Here is a 23,488-nt window from a genome sequence, read left to right as displayed (position 1 = left end):
ACGAGGACGCTGACCATGGGACGCAAGGCCGCCTTCGCCCAACTCGAAAGCCACAAGGACCGGGTGGCGAAAACCACCATGCGCGCGATGTTCGCGTCCGATCCGCAGCGGTTCTCGCGCTTTTCGGCGGCGCATGGTGACATGCTGCTCGACTATTCCAAGAACCGCATCGATGCCGAGGCGCTGGCGGCGCTGTTTGCCTTTGCGCGGCAGGTGGAGCTCGAGCCCCGGCGTGATGCGATGTTCCGGGGCGAGCACCTGAACGAAACGGAGGACCGGGCGGTTCTGCACACGGCGCTGCGCCATCAGGGCGATGGCGCGGTGATGGCCGATGGCGCCGACGTGATGCCGGGGGTGCGCGAGGTGCTGGGGCGCATGCGCAGCTTCGTGACGGCGGTTCGGGACGGGACGATCGCCGGCACGGGCGGCGCCTTCGCCGATATCGTCAATATCGGCATCGGCGGCTCGGACCTCGGACCGGTGATGGCGACGCTGGCGCTTGCGCCCTATACGCGGCCCGACCTCCGGTGCCATTACGTCTCCAACGTCGATGGCGCGCATCTGGCCGATACGCTCAAGGGTCTCGATCCGGCGCGGACGCTGTTCATCGTCGCCTCCAAGACCTTCACCACCGACGAGACGATGACCAACGCCAATTCGGCGCGGGCCTGGCTTGCGGGGGCGCTGGGCGATGCGGCCGTGGGCGACCATTTCGCCGCCGTCTCCACCAACCTTGCCGCCTGCGACGCCTTCGGCATCAAGGCCGACCGCATCTTCGGGTTTTGGGACTGGGTGGGCGGGCGCTATTCGGTGTGGTCGGCCATCGGCCTGCCGGTGGCGCTGGCGGTGGGCTTTGATGTGTTCGAGGCGTTCCTCAGGGGCGCGGCCGGCATGGATCGGCATTTCCGTGAGACGCCGCTGGAGCAGAACCTGCCGGTGATCCTGGGGCTTCTGGGGGTGTGGTATCGCAATGCCTGGGGCTTTGCGACCCACGCGGTGCTGCCCTATGACCAGCGGCTGTCGCGCCTGCCGGCCTATCTGCAGCAGCTCGACATGGAGAGCAATGGCAAGGGCGTGACGCTTGCGGGCAAGCCCGTGGGCTGGGCCACGGGCCCGGTGATCTGGGGCGAGCCGGGCACCAATGGCCAGCACGCCTTCTACCAGCTCATCCACCAGGGCACCGAGGTGATCCCCTGCGACTTCCTCGTCGCCGCCATTCCCCATGAGAGCCTGCCGCCCCATCACGACAAGCTCCTGGCCAATGTGCTGGCCCAGTCCGAAGCGCTGATGCTGGGCAAGACCGAGGATGAAGCGATCGCCGAGCTGAAGGGCACGGGGCTCGACAAGGGGCGGATCAAGGCGCTGGCGCCGCACAAGGTGTTTCCGGGCAACCGCCCCTCCAACACCTTGATGTATCGCCAACTCGACCCCGAGACGCTGGGCGCGCTCGTGGCGCTTTACGAGCATAAGGTGTTCGTGCAGGGCACGATCTGGAACGTCAATTCCTATGACCAGTGGGGCGTGGAGCTGGGCAAGCAGCTGGCCAAGGCGCTGCTGCCCAAGGTGATGGGCGAGGCTTCGGCGGGCGATCACGACAGCTCGACGCAGGGGCTGCTCAGGCATCTGCATGGGTTGCGCGCCCGGGGCTGACGGGCGCCGCTGCGACCAAAGCCGCAGCCCGGTGTGGCGCTGCGGCACTTGCGCGCAGGGCAGGGCAGAGCTAAGGGCTGAGACTGCATGGTCCGAAGAGGATCGTGGGCATTGTTGCGGACCGATCGCCCGAGGGCCGACCAGCGTCCGGCGAGGAACCGTGTTGAACAGCCTGCCGACCCGACCCGACCTGCCGCAGCCGCTGCGCCGGTCCTTGTCCGAGAGCGTCGCCGATACCATCGCCGAGGCCATATCGACACGCGCGCTGGCGCCCGGAGCCCGCCTCGTGGAAACGACGCTGGTGGAAAAGCTCGGCGTGAGCCGCGTGCCGGTGCGCGAGGCGCTGAAGGTGTTGCATGCGCAGGGCATCATCAGCGGGGGCGGCCATCGCGGCTATCGCGTCACCGCGTTCGATCCGCAGGTGACCCAGCAGGTGATGGAGGTGCGGCTCAGCCTCGAATCGTACCTCTTGCGTGACGCGATCATCAACTGGCGCAACGGCACCGAGAAGCTCGACGCGCTCGAGCCCGCCATCGAGCGCATGCGGGCTTCGGCGGCGGCCGGCAGCATCCGCAATTCGCTGGTGGCCGATCTCGAATTCCACCGCGCCATCCGCAAGGCGGCCAACAACGCCATTGTCGGCACGCTGTGGGACACGATCTCGCGGCATGTCCTCATCGTGTTCAACTACGAACGGTTCCGCGACGGCAATCTCGAAGCCATTCCCCGCCAGCACGAAGAGCTGCGCGACTGGATCGTGTCTGAAATCGCAAAACCCGAAACCAGCATGACCGCCATCGAGCAGGCGCTCGAGGATCACATGCTGCTGATTGCCCGCAAGACCGAGCAGGCCCTGTCGCTGACGCGCTGAGGGGTCGCTGCCAACTCCAGTGTCCCGGGCTTCACCCCCTCCCGGCCTCCCCCGTCAAGGGGGAGGAGGTGGTCCGTGGCTGGGGTGAGGGTACGCTTCCAACTCACGACCCTTTGGGGCGGGAACAGGCGTTGGGCACAGGCAAAATTTGCTTAAGAAGGAAAGTGGGCGGGTACGGCGATAGGGATCGCCGGCACACCCGCGCCCTGTTGCCGCTCTGTATATTGTGTGACAATCTACAATTAGACGTTGGTGGGCCGATGGGCTCGATGCCGGCGTTGGCGGTGCCGGTGGCCGCGCGATCCATCGGCTTCAACAGCGGATAGCCGGACCCCTCATGCATAGAATTGGCGTCGACGTCGGCGGGACGTTCACGGACTTCACCCTGCACAATGAAGCGACGGGGGAGGTGTTCTTCTACAAGACGCCCTCGACCCCGCATGATCCGTCCGAGGCGATCGAGAACGGGCTGCGCGGCATGCTGGCCGAGTTCGGCCTAGCGGCGGGCGATGTCAGGTATCTCGCCCATGGCACGACGGTTGCGACCAATATCGTCATCGAGCGACGCGGGGCAAAGACCGGGCTCGTGACCACCAGGGGCTTTCGCGACGTGCTCGAACTGGGGCGGCAGGCGCGGCCCTCGATCTATGATTATCGCATCGAAAAGCCGCCCGTGCTGGTGCCGCGCGACCGCCGCGTCGAGGTGGCCGAACGCGTTGGCCCCGATGGCGAGGTCCTGACGGCGCTCGACGACGCCTCCCTCGAAGCGGCGGTGGAAAAGCTGGCCGCCGCCGGGGTCGAAAGCGTCGCGATCTGCTTTTTGCACTCCTATCGCCGCCCAGAGCACGAGGCGCGGGCCCGCGATGTGGTGGCGCGGCTGTTGCCCGATGCCTATGTGTCGCTCTCGAGCGAAATCCTGCCCGAATTCCGTGAATTCGAGCGCATGTCGACGGTGGCGGTGAACGCCTTTGTGGGTCCCAAGATGGGCGCCTATCTCAAGCGCTTCCGCAAGCGCGTCGCCGATGTCGGCATTCCGGCCGAGCCCTACACCATCCATTCCAATGGCGGGCTGATGTCGGTCGATACGGTCTATGCCAGCCCGGTGCGCACCTGCGTGTCGGGGCCGGCGGCGGGCGTGGTGGGCGCCGCAGAAATCGGCCGCATCGCGGGGCTGCCTAACCTCATCACCTTCGACGTTGGCGGTACCTCGACGGACGTGTCGCTGATCCATCAGTCGACGCCGCTCTTTACGAGCGCACGGCTCGTGGCCGGCTATCCGGTGAAGACGCCGATGCTCGACATCCATGTCATCGGTGCGGGGGGCGGGTCGATCGCCTCGATCGACGACGCCGGCGCACTCAAGGTGGGGCCGCGCTCGGCGGGTGCGGCGCCGGGGCCGGTGGCCTATGGGCTGGGGGGCACGGAGCCGACTATCACCGATGCCAATCTCTGCCTGGGGCGGCTCGATGCGCGCACGCTTCTGGGCGGGCGGATGCAGATCGATCTCGAGGCCGCACGGCGGGTGATCACCGACACGGTCGCGACCCCGCTCGGGCTGTCGCTGGAAGCAGCGGCGCATGGCATCATCCAGATCGCCAACGCCAATATGAGCCGCGCCATTCGCTCGGTGTCGGTGGAAAAGGGCTATGACATGTCCGAATTCGCCCTCTGCGCCTTTGGCGGCGCGGGGCCGCTGCATGCGGGCGAAGTGGCGATCGAATGCGGGCTGCCGCGTATTCTCATTCCGCGCGAGCCGGGCACGGTGTGCGCGCGTGGCATGCTTTTGACCGATCTCTCATCCGACTATGTGCGCAGCCATTTCGCCGATGCGAGCGAAGGCTCGTGGGCGACGGTGCTCGAGCTTTTCGCGGCGATGGAGGCCGAGGGCGAGGCCTGGCTCGACAGCGAAGGGGTGGCCCAGGACGACCGGCGGTTCAAGCGGCTGCTCGACGCGCGCTATCGCGGGCAGAATTTCGAAGTGAAGGTGGATTGCGACGGGCTCGGGGCCGGCGATATCGCGGAGGTGGCCAACCGCTTCCACGCCGCGCACACCAAGGAATATGGCTACGACATCCGGCATCGCGACATTCAGTTCGTGTCGGCGCGGGTGCAGGCCATTGGCATCGTGCGCAAGGCGCCACAGATCGAGGTGCCGGGCGGGCCCTCGCTCGATGGGGCGAAGACGGGTTCGCGCCCCGTCTACATGGACGCGGCCCATGGATGGATGGACACGCCCATCTATGCCCGCGGGCTGCTGCCGGCCGAGACCGATATCGCCGGCCCGGCCATCATCAACGAGATGAGCGCCACGAGCCTCATCCTGCCCGGCCAGAGCGTGCACGCCGACCGCTGGGGCAATCTGATCGTGAGGACCAAGTGATGACCGCCGTGCAGGACCATATCGCCGACCCGATCCAGATGGAGGTGTTCTCCAACCGGCTGCTGGCGATCGCCGAGGACATGGGCTCGATCCTCATCCGCTCGTCCTTCTCGTCCAACATCAAGGAGCGGCGCGACTGTTCCACGGCGCTGTTCGATGCCAGCGGGCGGCTGATCACCCAGGCCGACCATATTCCCATTCATCTGGGCGCGATGATCGGCGCGGTCGAGGCGATGCTGAAGCGCTATCCGCTCGAGGCGATGGCGGAGGGCGATGCCTTCATCGCCAACGACCCGTATCTGGCGGGCGGCAGCCATCTGCCGGACATCTCAATCATCACGCCGGTGCATCACGAGGGCAAGGTCCGCTTCTTTTGCGGCAATATCGCCCATCATGCCGATGTGGGCGGCAAGACGCCGGGCTCGACCTCAGGCGCGTCGCGTTCGATTTTTGAAGAGGGCATCAGGCTGCCCATCATCCGCATCGCGCGGGGCGGGCAGATTGACGAGGACCTGCTCGAACTCATCGCCCACAACACCCGCGACCCCGAGGAGCGGCTGCTGGATTTGAGGACCCAGGTGGGCACCAATGTGCGCGGCGGCGCGATGCTGGTGCAGTTGATCGAGCGGATGGGCTGGCCGGCGGTGGAGCAGGCCATCGAGGACATTCTCGCCTATACGCGGCGGCGGCTGCGCAACCGCGTCGCGGCGCTGCCCGATGGCGTTTATCGCTTCGAGCGGGCGATGGATGATGACGGGTTTCCCGGCGCGCCGGTGCCGATCGTCTGCACCGCGACGATCGCGGGGGACCGGTTGTCCTTCGATTTCGATGGCTCGGGACCGCAGGCGCGCGGGGCGATCAACCTGCCCGACAGTGCGCTCAAGGCGTCGATCTATTATTGCGTCAAGGCCGTGCTCGATCCGGGGCTGATGCCCAATCAGGGGATCATCGACCCCATCGAGATCACCGCGCCATCAGGGACCATCGTCAACCCCAAGGCGCCCGCGGCGGTGGCGGCGCGGGCGGTGACCTCGAACCGGCTCTGCGGGGCGGTGTTCGGGGCGCTTTACCAGGCGCTGCCGGCCGAGCAGGTAATGGCCTCGTGCAACGATTCCACCTCGGCCGTTTCGGTCTCGGGCTGGCATCCGCAGCGCAACGCCACCTATGTCTATCCCGAAAGCATGGGCGGAGGCGCGGGCGCCTTCGCCGATCGCGACGGGATGGACGCGGTGCATGTGCACACGGTCAATTCCACCAACCTGCCGGCCGAGGCGCTTGAGCTCGAATATCCGCTGCTGCTCGATGAATACGCGCTGGTGCCCGATTCCGGCGGGGCCGGGCGGCATCGCGGCGGCATGGGCATGGCACGCCAGATCCGGGCGCGGCAGGACAACACGACGTTCTCGGCACGCTCGGACGCCCATATCGTGCCGGCGCCAGGCGTGTTCGGCGGCAAGCCCTCCAATGTCACGCGGATCAGGCGCAATCCGGGTACGGCGCAGGAGGAGGAGTTGCACTCCAAGGCCACCGGCCTCGTGCTGATGGCGGGCGAAATCATCCGGGTGGAGACGCTCGGAGCGGGCGGCTATGGCGACCCGGCCGAGCGGGCGCTGGCCGATATCGCGCGTGACCTGCGCGAGGAAAAGGTGAGCCGGGCCGCCGCCGAGCGGGACTATGGCGCGGACCGGGTGGCCCGCGCCCTGTCGCTGGGCTGATCGCGGTTACGACGTCTTTTGCGGCAGGTAGGCCACCACTTCGACTTCGACGCGGACCTCGGGCGAGCCGAGGCCCGCGATGATGATGCCGGTATGGGGCGGACGATGATCGCCGAAGAACGCCTTGCGCGCGGCGGTGACGGCGGCGCCGTCGTCGCGGTCGACGAGGATGGTGTTGATCTTGACCACATGCTGGGGCGTGGCCCCGACATGGCGGAGGATGGCGCCGATATTCTTGTAGACCTGCTCGATCTGGAGCGCGGCATTGCCGGGCCCGACCATGACGCCCTCGGAATTGCGGGCGACCTGGCCGGCAACGAAGATGAAATCGCCGGCGCGGGCGACATGCTCGTAGCCCGGCACGGGCCAGACATCGGGCGGGCTGGAGAGTTCGATACCATCGACCATCTTGGGGTCCTCTTTGTGGGGATCGCAATGCGGATGCGCGTTGGGGCAGGGCCCGGACATCCGCTTCGAGAGCGAGTTAACCATGAAATCCCGGCCCTTTGGCCGGCTTGATCTGGGGATTGAGATGCAAAAGAGACTTGATGGCATGGTGGCCATCGTTACCGGGGGCGCGGACGGCATGGGGCGCGCGACAGCGCTGCTGTTTGCGCGCGAAGGCGCCAGGGTCGTGGTCGGGGATGTCGACACGGCCGGCGGGGCCTCGCTCGAAGCCGAGGCGAAAGCGGCCGGCGGCGAGATCAGCTTTTTGCGCTGCGATGTGTCGGTGGAAGCCGATGTCGCCGGGCTCGTCGCGCATGCCGAGACGCGGTTCGGCAAGCTCGATACGATCTTCAACAATGCCGGCATCGAGCAGCCGGTGACGCCATCGGACCAGGTGAGCGAGGCGCTGTTCGAGCGGGTGATCGACGTCAACCTCAAGGGCACGTTCTTTGGCTGCAAGCATGCGCTGCCGGCTCTGCTGCGCAATGGCGGCGGCACCATCGTCAACAATTCTTCGGTGAGCGCCTTTGCCAATGTAGGGGGCAATCTCTCCTATGCGGCATCCAAGGGTGGCATCATGTCGATGACGCGGGTGATCGCCATCGAATATGCGACGCGCAACATCCGCTGCAACGCCATCAACCCCGGCGTCATCGACACGGGAATGAACCGGCGCAATCTCGACCTTGCTGCCGATCCGGCGCAGCTCGAACAGAAATGGCGGTCTATCACGCCGATGGGGCGGATGGGCACGGGCGACGAGATTGGCGAGGCGGTGCTGTTCCTTGCCTCGAAGCAATCCTCGTTCATCACCGGCATCGGGCTTCTGATCGATGGCGGGAGGGTCGCGACGTGAGCGGGGTTCTGGACGGCAAGATCGCGGTCGTCACCGGCGCGGCGCGCGGGCTGGGGCGGGCGGTGGCGCGCGCCTATGCCAGTGAAGGCGCGGTGGTCTATGCGCTCGATATGCTCGCCGACGAGGTGGCGACGCTGGCCGAAGAGCCCGGCGATATCCGGCCGCAGCGGCTCGACCTGACTGATGCCGCGGAGGTGGCCAAGGTGTTCGCCGCCATCGAGGCCGAGGCGGGGCGGATCGACGTTTTGGTCAACAATGCCGGCATCATCTTCTACAACCCGGTGGAGGCCGTGTCGGTGGCGGATTGGGACCGTCTAATGGCGGTCAACCTGCGCGGGCCGTTCCTCTGCACGCGGGCCGTGGCGCCGGGGATGAAGGCGCGGCGGGCTGGGGCGATCATCAATGTGTCGAGCAATGCCGGGGTGGTCGGCGGGCTCGATGAATCAACCTATTGCGCTTCGAAATTCGGGCTGGAGGGGCTGTCGCGCTCGCTGAGCCACGAGTTCACGCCCTTCAATGTGTCGGTCAACACCATCACGCCGGGGCACCCGATGCATACGGCGATGAGCGAGATCACCTACCCCCCGGAGCTGCGCAAGATCTGGAAGGACCCGATGGAGCTGACCCCGGCCTTCATCCACCTGGCGCTGCAGGATGCTTCGGGCATCACCGACAAGCGCATCCGCGCCTGGGACATGGTGCAGGAGCTGGCGGGGACGTCCAAGGCCCCGTGACGACCAAGTCGCCCTGACAAAGAAAAGCCCCGGATCGCGGAAGCGAACCGGGGCAGTCGGGGGACAGGAAGGGTAAAGTGTAGATCAGACGGTATGGGTGGCGCGCTGCGTGCCGCCCTTCTGGCTGCGGCTGGTGACGGTGATGGTCGCCCCCTTGGGCGCACGCACCAGCCATTCGACCGGGCGGGCATTGGCGGTCCATTGCTGGCCCCAGGGCGACCAGGGATAGAGGCGCTCGTTGCGGCCGGCGAGATTGCCGAGATCGGCCTTCTCCGGGTTCATCACCAGCTCGCCGCCCTCGACCGCAATGGTCGCGGTGACGGGCTTGGCCACCTTGTTGGCGATCGCCACGTCGGAGAGGTTGGTGGGCAGATAGCCGTGATTGGCGATGACCGCCCGCACCTTGTAGAGGTCGGCGCCGAGCGCGGTGACGCTGAGATCATCGATTTTGACCTGCGGGGCCGCTGCAGCGTGGCGCAGGTTGAACAGCACGTTCTGGCGGCAGATCTCTTCGAGCAGATTGCCCGGCGGGTTGCGGTAGCTCCAGATATTGACCATGCCGCCGATCTCGATCCGGCCCAGCTGCGGGTGATCGAAGGGCTTCCAGTCGCGCCAGCCCTTTTCGGCCATATGGGCCTTCACATAGGTGTAGACCTTCTGCTGCACCTCGGCATTGCGCGGATAGAGGTTGTAATAGCCTTCCTTGGGCACGCCGGCGGTGCGTTCGAGATCCCAGAGCTCGGTGCCGAAGGAGATGATGCCCATCTCCTCATAGGTCCAGTCCATCAGGCCGCCGCGGCGCACGACGGATTTGTCGGGCGTGAATTCCTCGTAGATCGAGACGGTGGGATAGCCGGTGAGCTCGGTGCCGACCTTGCCGATCTCCTTGTAGAGATTGATGTCGCGCGCGCTCATGGCGCTGTCGGGCTTGGTCATCGAGGGGCGAAGGATGATGCCGCCATGGGTATGGTAGGCACACATGCCGCAGATATTGGGATGGCTGAGGATGAACTTGGCCATGCCGAAGGCTTCAGGCTCGGAGAGCGGATGCTCGCCGGCGCCATATTCCTGCGGCGACCAGTGGGTCGGGAAATTACGGTTCATGTTGCCGTCGAAGGGCTTTTCGACCGGCACGTTGACCCCGTCATAATTGCGGATCGAGCCCTCCGGATAGAGCCGGAAATACTCCCCACCTTCCTCGCCCGGCTTGCGCTGGACCATGATGTCGGGATTGTCGGGGTTCTTCTTCCACTCGCCCTTGGGATCGGGCACGCGCATCCAGACGAGGAAGCCGTCGCCATCGATATCCTCGGGGATGAGGCCCTCGATGCGATCGAAGCCGGGCTGGAAACGGCCATTGCCGCACCAGTTGAAATAGGGCGGCTGGAGCGAAAGCTCGGCCCCATCGGGATTGATGCGCGGCAGGATGTAGAAGGCCTGCGTGTCGACGAGGCGGGTGACCTCCTCGTCCTTGCCGTATTGGGTGAGGAGATGCCAGACGGCATAAAGCGCGGTGGCGCTGGTGGCGTGCTCTTCGGCGTGGATCTGCCCGTCAATGTAATAGCCGGGCTTGTCCTCGAGCGGGCCGGTCTTGGCATTGCCGATCTCGACCAGCCAGACATCGCGGCCCTCGAAGGACTTGGCGAGCGATGTCAGTTTGGCGAGGTGCGGGAAGGCCGAAACGAGCGCCTGAAGCCGCTCGGTCATTTCGGCGTAGGTGTAGTAGCGGTCGAAGCGAACGTCGAGTTCGGTCATGGCGCGTCCTGGAGTTCAGGCGTGGAAAGGGCGGCGCCCTGCGGCGCGGTGCGGATGCAGGCGCTGAAATGGCCGGGCGACACTTCGGTCGGCACCGGGATCACCTTGGCGCAATCGGGGATGGCGATGGGGCAGCGGGTGCGGAAGACGCAGCCCGATGGCGGATTGATCGGGCTCGGAATATCGCCCTTGAGGATGATGCGGTCCGGGCGGGCCCGTGCATCGGGGTTGGGCACCGCCGAGAGCAGAGCCTTTGTGTAGGGATGGTTGGGCGAGCGGTAGAGCTTGCGGGTGGGCGCAATCTCCATGACGCGGCCCAGATACATCACGATCACACGATCGGAGATATGCTCGACCACCGCCAGATCATGGGCGATGAAGAGCATGGTGAGGTTGAACTCGGCCTTGAGGTCTTCGAGCAGGTTGACCACCTGCGCCTGGATCGAGACGTCGAGGGCCGAGACCGGTTCGTCGGCGACGATGAAATCGGGCTCTACCGCAAGGGCGCGGGCGATGCCGATGCGCTGGCGCTGGCCGCCCGAGAACTCGTGCGGGAAGCGGTCGAGATAATCACCGGTGAGGCCAACCTGTTCGAGCAGCTTGACGATGCGGTCCTCGCGCTCCTCGGGCCTGCCGATATGGTGCACGGCCAGCGCGTGACCCAGCATGGTGCGGATTTTCTCGCGCGGGTTGAGGCTGGCATAGGGATCCTGGAAGACGATCTGCATGCGCTTGCGATAGCGCCGCATCTCGGGCTTGCTCAGCCGGGTGATGTCGGTGCCATCGAAGACGATGCTGCCGTCGGTGGGCTCCTCGAGCCTCAGGACGGTGCGGCCCACCGTGGTCTTGCCCGAGCCGGACTCGCCCACGAGGCCCACCACCTCGCCGCGCTTGATGGAGAAGGACACATCGTTGACGGCCTTCACGTGGTTTATCACGCGATTGAAGACCCCGCCCTTGATGGGAAAGTACTTCTTGAGATTGGTGACGGTGAGCAGCGCATCCTGCTGGCCGGACGCCGCATTGGGGGGGATGACGGGCTTGGTCATGCTGAGGCCCTCGTCGGCAGATCCAGTTCCTTCCAGCGGATGCAGCGGACGCTGCGCCCGTTCTCGAGCTGCTCGAGCGGCGGTTCGCTCGTTGCGCAGCGCTCCTCGGCATAGGCGCAGCGGGTGCGGAAGCGGCAGCCGCTGGGGAGCTTGGTGAGCAGCGGCACATAGCCGGGAATGGCCTGGAGGCGCGTCTTCTCCTCGGCGCCCATGCGCGGGATCGACTGCATCAGGCCCGATGTGTAGGGCATCAGCGGACGGGTGAAGATCTCTTCCACGGTGCCGGTCTCGACCACCTGGCCGGCATACATGACGACGACGCGCTGGGCCATTTCAGCCACGACGCCGAGATCGTGGGTGATGAACACGATCGCCATCCCCAGCCGTTCCTGGAGGTTGCGCATGAGATCGAGGATCTGCGCCTGGATGGTGACGTCGAGCGCGGTGGTCGGCTCGTCGGCAATCAGCACGCTGGGCTCGCAGGAGAGCGCCATGGCAATCATCGCACGCTGGCGCATGCCGCCCGACATCTCGTGGGGATATTGCGCGGCGCGGCGCGCCGGCTCGGGAATGCCCACGACCTCGAGCATCTCGATGGCGCGCTTCATGCCCTCGGATTTCGAGACCTTCTGGTGCTGGATGACCACCTCGGCGATCTGCTGGCCGATGGTGTGCACCGGGTTGAGGCTGGTCATCGGCTCCTGGAAGATCATGCCGATGTCGTTGCCGCGCACATTGCGCATCTCGCGGTCGGAGATGGGCACGAGGTCGCGGCCGCGCAGGCGGATGGTGCCCTTGGAGATCTTGCCGATCTTCTTGGGCAGGAGCCGCATGATCGAGAGGCTGGTGACCGATTTGCCAGACCCGGATTCGCCCACGATGGCGAGGGTCTCCCCGGCATTGACGACGAAGCTGACCCCGTCGACGGCGCGCACGGTCTGCCCTTCGCCCACGATGAACGAGGTGTGGAGGTCTTGGACCTCCAGAAGCGGCGTGCCGGCCTTGGGAGGGGCGGTTTGGGGAGAGGCTGCTTGCATGGTCAGGCGCTCATTCTTTCGGGCGCGTAGGCCGGGGCTGCGAGGGGAGAGGTGAACCGGCCGGAGCCGGGGGCGGCAAGAATGGCACCATCATAGACGGTTTTGCCCGCCACGATGGTGCGCAGCACGCGGCCGGTGAAGCGCGCGCCATGATAGAGTTGTGCCACATCGCGGGCGAAACTCAGCATGGTATCGGGGCGGATTTCTGTCTCTGCGGCAAGATCGACGAGAATGAGATCGGCATCGGCCCCCGGCGCGATGCGGCCCTTGTCGGTGAGCCCGAAGCGGCGGGCGGCATTGCCCGAGAGCAGCGCCATGGCCTTTTCGAGGCTGATCCGGCCCTTTGCCACCGCATCGAGCATGCCGGGCACCAGAACCTCGGACCCCGGCGTGCCCGGGGGGGCCTCGAGGAAGTTGTTGGCGCTGGCGAGCTTTTCGGCATGCGAGAAGGCGGCGTGGTCGGTGGTGACATGGGCGATGGTGCCATCGCGGATGGCATCCCACAGCGCATCCTGATCGGCCTTGGTGCGCACCGGCGGGTTGATCTTGGCAAAGACCCCGGCGCGGGTAACGTCGGCCTCGGTGCGGAAGAGGTAATGCGGGCAGGTCTCGGCCGAAAAGTCCGAGGTGCCGCGGAAGCGCCGCAGCACATCGACGGTGCGCGCCGAGGTGACATGGGCAATGTGGAGCCTCGCGCCCGCATCCATGTTCATTGTGAGGAGCTTGGCGACGGCGACGGCCTCGCAGATATCGGGCCGGGCCGCCAGATGGGTGCGCGCATCGGCCAGATCGAGGCCATGGGCCACCCGCTCGGCATGGGCGAGCAGCTGCGCGCTTTCGGCATGGGCGATGACGGGCAGGCCGACGCGGGCGGCGGCGCGCAGCGCGGCGAGCTGGTCGGCCTCGTCGGGGAAGGCGAGCCCGAAGAATTCATCGTCGCGGCCTTCGGGTGCCGGGGTGGTGAAGATCTTGAAGGCGACGGCGCCGGCATCGCGCATGGCGGCGACGCCCTCTCTGCTGAGGTCGCCCGGCGCGGCGATGAGGCCGAAATTGATGAAGGCATGCTCGGCGAAATGGGCCTTGCGCATCTCGACGCGCTCGGCGGTGTTGCAGCAGGGCTTGGAGATCGGCATCTCGAACAGCGTGGTGATGCCGCCGGCGGCCGCCGCGCGCGTCTCGCTCTCGACCGTGCCGCGATCGGGATAGGCGGGCGCGCGGATGTGGAAGTGAATGTCGATGGCGCCGGGCAGGAGGTGCCGGCCGGTGCCATCGATGATTTCTGGAGCCGTGCCTTCGCCGCGCGGCAGGAGGGCAGCGATGCCGCCCTCCGAGATCGCCACGTCGCGCTCGATCAGCCCTTCAGGGGTGAGGACGGTGGCGTTGCGGATGATGGTCTGGATACCGGCCACTATCTGAGCCCCAGTTCGTCGAGGGCCTTGGCGACGCCATCGAGGTTGGTGAGGTGCATCGAGGCGTAGTTGGGCGCCAGCACCACGCCATGGCCACCGGCGCGATAGGTCGCCATCACCGAGCGATAGGCGATGTCGGGGGTCATCTTCGCCGTTTCGGGCTTGGTGCGCGGGGCATCGACGCCGATGCCCATATAGACCTTGGCCTTGCCGTTGACGCCGCGCAGCGCATCGGCGCACTGGCCATGGACGTAGGTGTCGGGGTCCATGCCGGCTGCGATGAGCCCCGAGAACGGCGCCTCCTTGAGCCCGAGCAGCCGGTAGAGCACGGCGGTGGCTTCATCGGGCGAGAAATCGCGCAGGATGGTCTTCTGGAAAAAGCCGAGTTCTTTCGTGAAGACCTCTCCGGCCTGGTGCTGGTAGGTGATGGGCTTGACCCAGTCGGCATAGCGGGTCTGCTCTTCCCAGGGCCACTGGGCCTTGCGGAAGATGTTGAAATGATTGCGGTTCCAGACATTGAGGCCGAAGGGCAGGCCGGGCTTGCACCATTTGACCAGCCCATAGAGCTCGCGATCGAGATCCTTGTTGCGCTCGAGCCAGAACTTTTCCCACACCAGCGCCTCGGGATTATCCCAGAGGGTGCGGATGAATGTGACGAAGGCGCCATCGGCGAAGCTCTTGCCCGCCGCCGCCTCCTGCATGAAATCATAGAGGTTGAGGAGCGCGCGGCGGCAGGCTTCGACATCGATGCCGCGTTCCATCGCCTCGCGGCGGGCATGGGTGGAGAAGTCGCCCGGCGCGCCGCCCTGGATGAGGGTATCGAGCGGGGAATTGCGCTCGTTGCACCACATCACGCCATCGAGCGCATGATTGCGCACCTGATCCTCGATCATCGAGAGGATCCAGTTGCGATAATCCGGGTGGCTGGTGGAGGGGTCGCCCGAGAGGCGGCCGAAGATGTCGATCTCCATGGCCTGGGCGAGGTTGGGGATATCGACCGTGTTGGTCGAGCCGTGCCCGGTATATTTAAAGAACGGCTCCATCAGCTCGATGAAGACCTTCATGCCGCGGGCATGGGCGGCCGGGATGACCATCTTGAGGATGTCCTTGCCGGCGAATTCGGGGTCGCGGGCGCGGTAATCCTTGATGAAGGTGCCGTTGTAATAGGCCGGGTCGGGGTTGAAATAGGCGCCGCCCTTCATCGCGAAGGGCTCGGGCACGCCATGGTCTGGCCAGCCATCGAGCTTGTGCGAGATCGACCGGCCGGTCTTGAGCCCGAGCCAGGAGACGGTGCCCAGCATCAGGACGTTGACGCCGACACGATCCTTGAGGGTGTCGAGAACCGTATCGACGCCCTCGTCGAGAAAGCTGATCGGGCTGACCTGGATGCCGACGAATTTCTCGTTCGGGTTGGGCTTGTCCATCAGGCGGCAGCCTTGGCGTGGCGGGCCATGAAGCCCTTCATGCGCTCCACCGCATCCTTGATGACGGGCAGAGGCTGCAGGAAGGAAAGGCGGATATAGCTCGGGTCATGGTCGCCGAACATAGTGCCGGGGAACATCATCACCCCGGTCTCGCGCAGGAGCTTCTCGCAGAATTCGGGCGTCGACATGCCGGTGCCCGAGACGTTGATGTAGACGTAGAACGCGCCACCGGGCACGCCATAGGTCAGCCCCATCGCATCGAGCGCCGGCAGCAGATAGTCCCGCCGCTCGGTATATTCGCGGATCATCTCGTCGACCGGCTCTTGCGGGCCGGTGACGGCGGCGAGCGCGGCATACTGGGAGACGGTGCAGGTGTTGATCGAGAGCGTGTGCCGCATCTCGGTGACCTTGTGGACGAAGTCCGAAGGCGCCGCGAGATAGCCGACGCGCCAGCCGGTCATCGCATAGCTCTTGGAAAAGCCGTTGAGCGTGATGGTGCGCTCCTTCATCCCCGGCAGGGTGCCGATGGAGAGGTGCTCGTGACCGTCATAGATGATCTTGGCGTAGATCTCGTCGGAGACGACGATGAAATCGTGCTTGATGGCGAGATCGGCGATCTTGCGGATCACATCGGGCGGGGTGACGGCGCCGGTCGGGTTGTTGGGCGAGACCAGCACGAACATGCGGGTCTTGGGCGTGATGCGCTTTTCGATCTCGTCGATGTCGAGAGCGAAATCATCCTTCTGGAAGGTTGGCACGGGGACGGGCACGCCGCCGGCGAATTTCACCGCCGTGTCATAGGTCATGAAGCGGGGCGAGGTGATGAGCACCTCATCGCCCGGATTGATCAGCGCCAGCATGATGAGCGTGATCGATTCCTGCACGCCGGCGGTGACGATGATGTCCTCGGCGGCATAGTCGAGCCCGTACTGCTTGCCCAGATCGGCGGCGATGGCCGAGCGCAGCGCCGGGATGCCGTTGGGCGGGGTATAATGGTGCTGGTTCTCGTCGATCGCCTTCTTGGCGGCGGCAACGATATGGGCCGGGGTGTGGAAATCGGGGTCGCCGCGCCCCATGGCGATGACATTGGTCATGGTGGCGGCGATGCCCAGCATCTTCGAGCGGAAGGAGAGGTCTTCCTCGACGATGCGGTTGGTCAGCTTGTCTGCGATGGCGCTCATGTCAGTGCATCCTCTTGCCGGCGATCCAGGTCTCGCGCACGCGTTCGAGCGCAAAGAGGTCCTCGTCCGGCTTGCCGTCGACCACGATGAAGTCGGCTTCCTTGCCGGCCTCCAGCGAGCCGATCTTCTTGTCCAGTTTTGAAAGTTGGGCCGCCCTGATGGTGATGGCGCGCAGCGCATCGAGCCGGTCGGGGCAGACGCCGACCTCGACCATGAAGTCGAGTTCGGGGGCGATGGAATCATGCTCGACGGCGGGGCTTCCGGCATCGGTGCCAAAGACGATCGGCACGCCGGCCTTGGACGCCCGCACGAGGCCATCGAAGCGCGTCTTGTCGCCCACCGCCTTCTGCCGCTCGGCGATCTTCCACTCGGGAATGCCAAAGGCGCGGGCGATCTCCGGCTTGGCCTGCATGACCAGCGCCGAGAAGGTGGTGACGATGGGAATCTTCTTGTCCAGGAGGACTTGGATGGTCTCGTCGCTCATCGAGCCGCCATGCTCGACGCAGTCGACGCCGAACTCGGCGACGCGCCGGATGCAGGCATCATAGGTGGCGTGCGCGGTGATTGGCAGGCGATTGCGATGGGCCTCGTCGATCACCGCCTCGAGCTCGGCATCGGTGAATTCGAGGGTATCGTGGCAGGCCATGATCTTGATGAGATCGGCACCGCCCTTGACCTGGTCGCGCACCGCGCGGCGCATCTCGTCGGCGCCCGAAGCCTCGCGGCAGACCCAGTAGGTGTGCCCGCCGGTCTGGATGATGCTTTCGCCCGAAACCAGCAGTCGCGGACCGGGGAAGATGCCCTGCGCCACCGCCTGCTTGGTGAACAGGTTGGCGTTGTGGACCCCGAGATCGCGCACCAGCGTAATGCCGGCGCGCAGCGATTTCAGCATGTTGCCGGCAGCCTTGTAGGCCCGCATCTCCGGCGGGTCGTACATCGACTGGAACGAGAGCTCGTGAATGCCATCCCATGAAAGATGGGCGTGCGAGTTCGCCATGCCGGGCATGACGGTCTTGCCGCCGGTATCATGGGTCGGGATGTCATCGGGCAGGGTGCCGAGATCGGCGCGGGCGCCGACGCGCACGATCTTGCCGCCGCGGACTTCCATGAAGCCCTCGGGGATGATCTCGTCGCCGCGCGCCGTGATCAGCCGGCCCAGAACGATCTGGTCGACCGCCTTGGCGGGGAACATCGGCTTGATGATCTTGGTGTAGTGCCAGAACGGGGGCTCGGGCATTTTCGGCCTCTCAGAGCGCTAGAATGCGGGTGTCGATGGGATGATCGGCCTGGAAGCGACTGGGGATCTCGACCCCGTCGGCATGGACGATCATGGTGTTGATGGTGCGGTAGCCGTCGCGATCCGGCCGGTAGACGCCGGGCTCGTTGGAAAACACCATGTTGGCGGCAACTGGCGTGCGGTCGCCGGGGGCGAGCCACGGCGCTTCGTGCCCCTCGGCGCCCATGCCGTGGCCGATGCGATGGCGGATGGCCTGACCGAGGCCGGCCTTGAGCAATGGCTCCATCGCCGCCTCGTTGACCGCCTGGCAGAGCGCGCCGGGCCGCAAGGCCGAAACGGCGGCATCGTTGCAGGCCTCCATGGCCTGCATGACGCGGCGCTGCTCGGCATCCATTTCGGCGACCACAAGCGTGACCCCGCTCTCGGCATGATAGCCGCCGAGCGAACAGCCGATGCCGGCAATCAGCGTTTCGCCCCGCAGCGGCTTGCGGTGGCTGGTGGCGCCATGGGGCAGGGCAGCCCTCGGCCCGGAATGGACCGAGGCGGTGATGCCGAGCTTGGTGCCGGCGAAGGCCGCGCCATGGGCTTCGAGCAGGGCCGAGCGGGCATGGCCGACGCAATCGGCGAGAAGATCGAGTTCGCTGCCGCCACCCGAAATGATGGCACCGCCATTGTGGAGCAGACGTTCAAGGCAGAGATCGGCGAAATGCGCCGCCTCGCGGGTCAGCGCCAGCTCGGCCTCGGTCTTGATATAGCGCAGCTCGGCGCAGAGATCTTCGAGCACGAGTTCGGCAACCAGCGCCGAGAGCGGCTGGACCATGCGCGCATCGAGCATGTCGATGGCGATGCGGTTGGCGCCGCTGCTGGCCACCATGAAGAGGATGGGCGGCACGGTGCCGGGATATTCCTCATAGGTGGAAATGACGACGCCCGGCACGGACTGGGCGTTTTCGAGTTCGAGCAGCGGCACGAAGAGCGTCGGCTCGCCATCAACCGGCACATAGAGGCCGATGGGCCGCTCATTGACCGAGAAATGGAAGCCGGTGGCATAGGTGAGATTGGCGGGCAAGAGCAGCAGCACGCCATCGAGCCCGTGCGCTTCGGCCTTGCGGCGAAGTCCGTTGCGGATCTCGGCGCGGAAATCCGCGCCAAGGGGAGCCAGAGCGGTGCGGGCCAGCGCGCTCACAGCCGGCCTCCCTCATAGGGGCCGACGATCTCGATCTCGGCGGACAATCCCATTTCGCGGCCGAGCGCCTGAAGATCGGCGAGCACTTCGTCGTCGAGCGGCACGCCCTTGGCGGACTTGGTCTCGACGCGGCGCGCCTCCTGCTCGCCGGGCAGCAGCACCTCGGAAAAGCCGGGGCGGAGCTTGCGCGACTTCACCATCTCTGCAAAGTCGTTCATGCGCGCCTTGAAGGTTTCGAGCGGCATGAACCACTCGATATCGATGGCGGTAAGGCTGTGCGACACGTCGAGCCTGCGCTCGTCGGCATATGGGATGAGCCCGAAGCCGCCGCCGCCGATGACGCCGGTGAGCACATCGGTCATGAAGGCGAGGCCATAGCCCTTGTATTCGCCGATGCCGAGCAGCGCGCCGGTCATGGCGGCCTCCGGATCGTCCGTGACATGGCCATCCGGGGTCAGCGCCCAGTCGAGCGGCATCTTTTTGCCCTCGCGGGCGTGCCAGCGCATCATGCCCTTGCCGGCGGTGGTGAGCGCGAAATCCATGACCACGGGGAAGCCGAGGCCGGTGGGGGCGGCGATGCCCCAGGGATTGGTGCCGACCGCGCCTTCGCGGGCGCCCCAGGGGGCCATTTCGGGCCCGGCATTGGTGTAGGCCATGCCGATGCAGCCCTGCTCGACGGCCTGGCAGGCATGCACGGCCGACGACCCGTAATGGGTGGAGTTGCGCACGATGACCTGGCCGATGCCGCAGACCTTGGCCTTCCGTATCGCCAGCTCCATAGCCTTGGCGGCGGCCACCGTGCCGATGCCGTTATGGGCATCGACAAGGGCGAGGGCAGGGCTCTCCTTGATGATCTCGAAGGCGGCGGCGGGATCGACGAGCTTATGGCCGATCCGCTCCTGATAGCGGCGGATGCGGCGCACGCCCTGGCCATGGCCGGGGTGGAAGCGCAGCTCCGAAAAGATCAGCGCATCGGCAAAGATCGCCGCATCGCCGGCCGGGAGGCCGAGCCCGCGGAAACCTTCCAGAAGGAAGGCCCGCAGGCTTTCGCGCGTCACATTGGTGAGCGAGATGGCCACGGCGCTCAGTCCTCGAGCCCGAGCAGGGTCTTGATGTTGGTGCCCGGGGCCGAATAGCAGCCGAGCTCGCCCTTGGCCGCCGTCATGATGACGGTGACGCCGGGGCCGTAGCCGGCACGCGGGCCATCGGTCTGTCCGACGACGCCGATCGACATGGCGCCGCGCAGATAACCGTGGTTGTAGCGACTATCGGTGTTCTCGAAGGCGACGAGATCGCCCAGCCGCAACTGGTCGAGCCCGGCCTCGCGGATGGCTTCGCGGTCGGTGGACTGCATGTGAAGGCTGCCACCCTCGGAGGTGAGGCCGGCGCCCGCGCCCACGAGATGGGCGGGAATGGTGGCGACGACGCCGATTTCGAGCCGGCCATCTGTGACGCGCTTCGGCAGGGCCTCGAAGAGTTCGGGCGACAGGCCCTTGAGCGCGATCTCGGGATGGCCCTCGACCACCATGCCGGTGCCCTTGGAGCGCACGACGATCTGGTCGCCCACCGACATGTCCTTGCGGACCGATTTGGGGAAATGGACGATGACCTGTTCGGAGAAGCGGCCCGACTTGCCGGTGACGATGCCCTTGGCGCCCTGCGCCCGGCCGGTCATCACCATGGCGGTGTTGCCCAGGCAGGCGAAGATGTTGAGGCCGCGATTCTTGGCATCGTCGCCGCCGCGGATCGAGACGCCGGGATGGATGCAGTCCGCCGCCCAGCCGAAGGCGCTGTCGCCCACCGAGACGTTGTAGACGATGCCGCCCCAGGCCGGCAGCAGGAAGGGCCGGCCATCGGCTGCGAGCCGATAGGGTTCGGCGGGCAGGCCCGGGAAGCCCGGATGGGCGATGCTGCCGCCCACCGAGACGGAGACGAGGTCGTTGGTGTTGACGGAAATGCTCATTTCGACCGTCCAATTCCGAAATAGTTGGCGATGTTGGCGGAGGGATCGATCTCGAAATCGAGGGTTCCGTCCGTCGCCGTCATGAGGGTGAGGATGCCCGGCCCGTGGCCGGTCATGATCGAATCGCCATGGATGCAAAGCGCGATCGACACCGAGCCCTTGCGGTAGGAGCGGCCGAAGTGATGGTCGGCGTGGCGGATGGCGATGAGATCGCCCAGCTTCATCTGGTCGACGCCCAGGTCTGCCATGAGCTTGCGGTCGCCGCTCATCAGATCCTGGTCGACATATTCGGCGTTGAGCTCGGCGCCCGAGCCCATGATCTCGATGGGCAATTCCATGGCGACGGGCACCTTGACCACGCCGTTGCCGGTAAGGCTGAGGCGCATGGCCTCGAAGAATTTCGGGCTGGTCTTCTTGAACTCGATGCCGGGGAAATCATCGAGCGCGATGCCGCGTCCGATGGCCTCGATCTGGATCTGGTCGCCGATATTGAGCTTTTCGTTAACCTCATCGGGAAAGTCGACCAGCAGGCGCGCATGCTCGCCGGTGACGATGCCCTTGGCGCCCTTGGCCATGCCCGAGGTCACCGTCGCCTCGTTGCCGATGCAGGTGAGGTAATGGAGCGCGAAATCGCTCTTCTCATCGGGATGGGCGATGGACACGCCCGGCTCCACATGGTCGCCGGCCCAGCCAAACGCCCTGTCTCCGGCCCGTGCGTTGTAAGTCACCCCGAACATGCCGGGCAGAATCACGCCCTTGCCATCCGGATAGTGTGTGTATGCGCCCGGCCTGATCGAAGGCTGGCTGACATAGCCGCATACGGCCATGCCCACCAGTCGATCGGCGTTGTGTCCGAGCCCGGCCTGTGCGCCGCTCATTGCTGACCTCCCGTTATTTTCTGACCCCTCGTCCGCATCGCTTGACAACCACCGAAATCCCTGTTGACGATAAGAACGTCAGATTGTCGACAATCTAATAAACGACATCAACGCACAGTCGTCCGGCGCCGTCAAGCGGATGATGAAACAAGCGGCACAAAGCTGCGGAGAAGCAGAAAGGGTATTGGGGTCAATGGGTTACGCTCGCCTTATGGAAACCGTTGGACGGGTCAACGACCTGCTCAACGCCCAGTCGATCCTCAACTGGGATGCGCGCACGATGATGCCCCATGGCGGGCATGAGACGCGCAGCAAGCAGCTGGCGACCCTCTCGGTGCTGACCCGCGACCTCTTGGTTTCGGATGCGACTCGCTCCGCGCTCGATGCGGCGGAGGCTGAAGTCGCCTCGAAAAGCGATGATGCTGTGGAAAAGCAGATGGTCGCCCAGGTGCGCGAGGCCATCGACTATCATTCGCGCATTCCCGCCGACCTGACGCGCCAGCGCGCCGAGCTGGGGTCCATCGGCCACGCCATCTGGATGAAGGCGCGCTCCGAGAGCGATTTCGCCAGCTTCGCGCCGCATCTCGAAAAGACCGTCGCGCTCAACCGCGAGATGGCCGAGGCCATCGGCTATTCCGAGCACCCCTATGACGCGCTGATGTACCGGTTCGAGCCGGGCGAGACCGTCGCGTCGCTGAAGCCGCTGTTCAACCGGCTGCGCGAGGCCATCATTCCGCTCGTGCGCGCCATCGGCGAAAAGCAGCCGCCGCGCTTCGATTTCCTCGAGCGCGATTATCCCATCGAGACCCAGTACGAGCTGGGGCGCCGGCTCTCTGCGGCCGTCGGCTATGATTTCGAGCGCGGCCGGCTCGATACGACGGTTCATCCGTTCGAGGTGTCGTTCACCCGCAACGACGTGCGCATCACCACCCGCTATTACCGCAACTACCTGCCGGCGAGCCTTTTCGGCACGCTGCACGAGACGGGCCACGGGCTCTACGAGCAGGGCGTCGACCCCGCCTATACCCGCACCCCCTTCGCCACCGACATGGTGGGGCTCTATGCCGTGGGCGGGGTGAGCTTTGGCGCCCATGAGTCGCAGTCGCGCCTGTGGGAAAACCATGTCGGCCGGGCCCGCGCCTTCTGGGACAACAATTTCGACGTCGCGAAGGAATATTTCCCCGAGCAGCTGGGCGATGTGTCGGTGGAGGAATTCTGGCGCGCCATCAACCGCGTGCGCCCCGGCTTCATCCGCGTCGAGGCCGACGAGCTGACCTATGACCTGCACATCATGCTGCGCACCGATATCGAGGCGGCGCTGATCGACGGCTCGCTCAAGGTCAAGGACCTGCCTGAGGCCTGGAACGCCAAGATCAAGGAGTATCTCGGGCTCGAGGTGCCCAGCGACGCCAAGGGCGTGCTGCAGGACGTGCACTGGTCATCAGGCCAGATCGGCACCTTCTGCAACTATACGATCGGCAATGTGATGGCCGGCCAGCTGTTCGAAACCGCCAGCAAGGACCCCGGCATCGCCTCGGGCCTCGCCAATGGCGACTATGAGCCGCTGCGGCATTTCATGGTCGAGAACATCCACCAGCATGGTCGTCGCTACAGCCGCGACACGCTGCTGGTGCGCACCACCGGCCGCACGCTCGATCCCGAGCCCTATGTGGCCTACCTGACCAAGAAGTACCAAGAAATCTACAGCCTGTGAGG

At 65.7% G+C, this 23,488-nt stretch carries 19 protein-coding genes; 7 read left to right on the top strand and 12 right to left on the bottom strand.

The features are described from left to right. Positions 1 to 15 precede the first annotated feature (15 nt). The 4 genes from pgi (at position 16) to BT183_RS05700 (ending at position 6,616) form a co-directional block, all read left to right on the top strand. Positions 16 to 1,650, top strand: coding sequence for a glucose-6-phosphate isomerase (pgi, locus tag BT183_RS05715; RefSeq protein ID WP_072339805.1), 1,635 nt, complete (start codon positions 16 to 18; stop codon positions 1,648 to 1,650). Between the two features lie 163 nt (positions 1,651 to 1,813). Next, positions 1,814 to 2,521, top strand: a complete 708-nt coding sequence (locus tag BT183_RS05710; RefSeq protein ID WP_072339803.1) for a GntR family transcriptional regulator — start codon at positions 1,814 to 1,816, stop codon at positions 2,519 to 2,521. 337 nt (positions 2,522 to 2,858) lie between these two features. Continuing rightward, on the top strand, positions 2,859 to 4,901 hold the full coding sequence (locus BT183_RS05705) for a hydantoinase/oxoprolinase family protein (protein ID WP_072339801.1): 2,043 nt from the start codon (positions 2,859 to 2,861) through the stop codon (positions 4,899 to 4,901). After that, positions 4,901 to 6,616, top strand: a complete 1,716-nt coding sequence (locus BT183_RS05700) for a hydantoinase B/oxoprolinase family protein (RefSeq protein WP_072339799.1) — start codon at positions 4,901 to 4,903, stop codon at positions 6,614 to 6,616. The genes BT183_RS05705 and BT183_RS05700 overlap by 1 nt, the downstream gene beginning before the upstream one ends. A gap of 6 nt (positions 6,617 to 6,622) precedes the next feature. Here the strand turns inward: BT183_RS05700 and BT183_RS05695 are convergent, their stop codons facing one another. Further along, positions 6,623 to 7,024 (bottom strand): RidA family protein, encoded by a 402-nt coding sequence (locus tag BT183_RS05695; RefSeq protein ID WP_072341597.1) that lies wholly within the window; start codon positions 7,022 to 7,024, stop codon positions 6,623 to 6,625. 124 nt (positions 7,025 to 7,148) lie between these two features. Between BT183_RS05695 and BT183_RS05690 the strand changes: the two genes are divergently transcribed. Both BT183_RS05690 and BT183_RS05685 read left to right on the top strand, forming a co-directional pair. Beyond that, positions 7,149 to 7,919: an SDR family NAD(P)-dependent oxidoreductase gene (locus BT183_RS05690; protein WP_072341594.1), complete on the top strand. Its 771-nt coding sequence runs from the start codon at positions 7,149 to 7,151 to the stop codon at positions 7,917 to 7,919. Beyond that, the gene (locus BT183_RS05685) at positions 7,916 to 8,653 is read left to right on the top strand and encodes an SDR family NAD(P)-dependent oxidoreductase (protein ID WP_072339797.1); all 738 of its coding nucleotides are present in this window, start codon (positions 7,916 to 7,918) and stop codon (positions 8,651 to 8,653) included. The genes BT183_RS05690 and BT183_RS05685 overlap by 4 nt, the downstream gene beginning before the upstream one ends. 84 nt (positions 8,654 to 8,737) lie before the next feature. Here BT183_RS05685 and BT183_RS05680 read toward each other — a convergent pair whose 3' ends face one another. The 11 genes from BT183_RS05680 to BT183_RS05630 are packed head-to-tail and all read right to left on the bottom strand — an operon-like array spanning position 8,738 to position 21,772. After that, positions 8,738 to 10,408, bottom strand: coding sequence for a M14 family metallopeptidase (locus BT183_RS05680; RefSeq protein WP_072339795.1), 1,671 nt, complete (start codon positions 10,406 to 10,408; stop codon positions 8,738 to 8,740). Next, a complete protein-coding gene (locus BT183_RS05675) occupies positions 10,405 to 11,457 on the bottom strand; it encodes an ABC transporter ATP-binding protein (protein WP_072339793.1) in 1,053 nt (350 codons plus the stop codon). Before BT183_RS05675 ends, BT183_RS05680 begins: the two co-directional genes overlap by 4 nt. Then, on the bottom strand, positions 11,454 to 12,494 hold the full coding sequence (locus BT183_RS05670; RefSeq protein ID WP_072339791.1) for an ABC transporter ATP-binding protein: 1,041 nt from the start codon (positions 12,492 to 12,494) through the stop codon (positions 11,454 to 11,456). The genes BT183_RS05675 and BT183_RS05670 overlap by 4 nt, the downstream gene beginning before the upstream one ends. A 2-nt stretch (positions 12,495 to 12,496) precedes the next feature. Beyond that, entirely contained in the window at positions 12,497 to 13,903 is a 1,407-nt protein-coding gene (locus tag BT183_RS05665; RefSeq protein ID WP_072339789.1) for a dihydroorotase, read from the bottom strand. Continuing rightward, positions 13,903 to 15,327 carry a hypothetical protein gene (locus BT183_RS05660; protein ID WP_072339787.1) on the bottom strand — a complete coding sequence of 475 codons (1,425 nt, stop codon included), beginning with the start codon at positions 15,325 to 15,327 and terminating at the stop codon, positions 13,903 to 13,905. Before BT183_RS05660 ends, BT183_RS05665 begins: the two co-directional genes overlap by 1 nt. Beyond that, complete coding sequence (locus BT183_RS05655; RefSeq protein WP_072339785.1) at positions 15,327 to 16,508, bottom strand: pyridoxal phosphate-dependent aminotransferase; 1,182 nt, start codon at positions 16,506 to 16,508, stop codon at positions 15,327 to 15,329. Before BT183_RS05655 ends, BT183_RS05660 begins: the two co-directional genes overlap by 1 nt. 1 nt (position 16,509) lies before the next feature. Continuing rightward, positions 16,510 to 17,745, bottom strand: a complete 1,236-nt coding sequence (locus tag BT183_RS05650) for an amidohydrolase family protein (RefSeq protein WP_072339783.1) — start codon at positions 17,743 to 17,745, stop codon at positions 16,510 to 16,512. Positions 17,746 to 17,755: 10 nt separating this feature from the next. Next, positions 17,756 to 18,931: a M24 family metallopeptidase gene (locus BT183_RS05645; RefSeq protein ID WP_072339781.1), complete on the bottom strand. Its 1,176-nt coding sequence runs from the start codon at positions 18,929 to 18,931 to the stop codon at positions 17,756 to 17,758. Next, on the bottom strand, positions 18,928 to 20,010 hold the full coding sequence (locus BT183_RS05640) for an Ldh family oxidoreductase (RefSeq protein WP_072339779.1): 1,083 nt from the start codon (positions 20,008 to 20,010) through the stop codon (positions 18,928 to 18,930). Before BT183_RS05640 ends, BT183_RS05645 begins: the two co-directional genes overlap by 4 nt. A 5-nt stretch (positions 20,011 to 20,015) precedes the next feature. Next, positions 20,016 to 20,894 (bottom strand): DUF4438 domain-containing protein, encoded by an 879-nt coding sequence (locus BT183_RS05635; RefSeq protein ID WP_072339777.1) that lies wholly within the window; start codon positions 20,892 to 20,894, stop codon positions 20,016 to 20,018. After that, positions 20,891 to 21,772: a DUF4438 domain-containing protein gene (locus BT183_RS05630; protein WP_072339775.1), complete on the bottom strand. Its 882-nt coding sequence runs from the start codon at positions 21,770 to 21,772 to the stop codon at positions 20,891 to 20,893. The genes BT183_RS05635 and BT183_RS05630 overlap by 4 nt, the downstream gene beginning before the upstream one ends. Positions 21,773 to 21,965: 193 nt before the next feature. Between BT183_RS05630 and BT183_RS05625 the strand changes: the two genes are divergently transcribed. Next, the gene (locus tag BT183_RS05625; RefSeq protein WP_244545249.1) at positions 21,966 to 23,486 is read left to right on the top strand and encodes a carboxypeptidase M32; all 1,521 of its coding nucleotides are present in this window, start codon (positions 21,966 to 21,968) and stop codon (positions 23,484 to 23,486) included. The last annotated feature ends 2 nt before the right edge of the window (positions 23,487 to 23,488 follow it).

It is taken from the genome of Devosia enhydra (genome assembly GCF_900119845.1).
Taxonomy (GTDB): domain Bacteria; phylum Pseudomonadota; class Alphaproteobacteria; order Rhizobiales; family Devosiaceae; genus FPKU01.
Note: the sequence above shows the minus strand (reverse complement) of the source record. Positions and strands in the feature narration are given on the sequence as shown.

What these genes read in the sequence shown, in the direction of transcription:
- BT183_RS05650 (WP_072339783.1), bottom strand. Translation starts at nt 17,745, where the DNA reads ATGCCCGAGCCCCCGTTCTGGCACTACACCAAGATCATCAAGCCGATG.
- BT183_RS05695 (WP_072341597.1), bottom strand. Translation starts at nt 7,024, where the DNA reads ATGGTCGATGGTATCGAACTCTCCAGCCCGCCCGATGTCTGGCCCGTG.
- BT183_RS05680 (WP_072339795.1), bottom strand. Translation starts at nt 10,408, where the DNA reads ATGACCGAACTCGACGTTCGCTTCGACCGCTACTACACCTACGCCGAA.
- BT183_RS05700 (WP_072339799.1), top strand. Translation starts at nt 4,901, where the DNA reads ATGACCGCCGTGCAGGACCATATCGCCGACCCGATCCAGATGGAGGTG.
- BT183_RS05670 (WP_072339791.1), bottom strand. Translation starts at nt 12,494, where the DNA reads ATGCAAGCAGCCTCTCCCCAAACCGCCCCTCCCAAGGCCGGCACGCCG.
- BT183_RS05635 (WP_072339777.1), bottom strand. Translation starts at nt 20,894, where the DNA reads ATGAGCATTTCCGTCAACACCAACGACCTCGTCTCCGTCTCGGTGGGC.
- BT183_RS05690 (WP_072341594.1), top strand. Translation starts at nt 7,149, where the DNA reads ATGCAAAAGAGACTTGATGGCATGGTGGCCATCGTTACCGGGGGCGCG.
- pgi (WP_072339805.1), top strand. Translation starts at nt 16, where the DNA reads ATGGGACGCAAGGCCGCCTTCGCCCAACTCGAAAGCCACAAGGACCGG.
- BT183_RS05625 (WP_244545249.1), top strand. Translation starts at nt 21,966, where the DNA reads ATGGGTTACGCTCGCCTTATGGAAACCGTTGGACGGGTCAACGACCTG.
- BT183_RS05660 (WP_072339787.1), bottom strand. Translation starts at nt 15,327, where the DNA reads ATGGACAAGCCCAACCCGAACGAGAAATTCGTCGGCATCCAGGTCAGC.
- BT183_RS05705 (WP_072339801.1), top strand. Translation starts at nt 2,859, where the DNA reads ATGCATAGAATTGGCGTCGACGTCGGCGGGACGTTCACGGACTTCACC.
- BT183_RS05675 (WP_072339793.1), bottom strand. Translation starts at nt 11,457, where the DNA reads ATGACCAAGCCCGTCATCCCCCCCAATGCGGCGTCCGGCCAGCAGGAT.
- BT183_RS05630 (WP_072339775.1), bottom strand. Translation starts at nt 21,772, where the DNA reads ATGAGCGGCGCACAGGCCGGGCTCGGACACAACGCCGATCGACTGGTG.
- BT183_RS05655 (WP_072339785.1), bottom strand. Translation starts at nt 16,508, where the DNA reads ATGAGCGCCATCGCAGACAAGCTGACCAACCGCATCGTCGAGGAAGAC.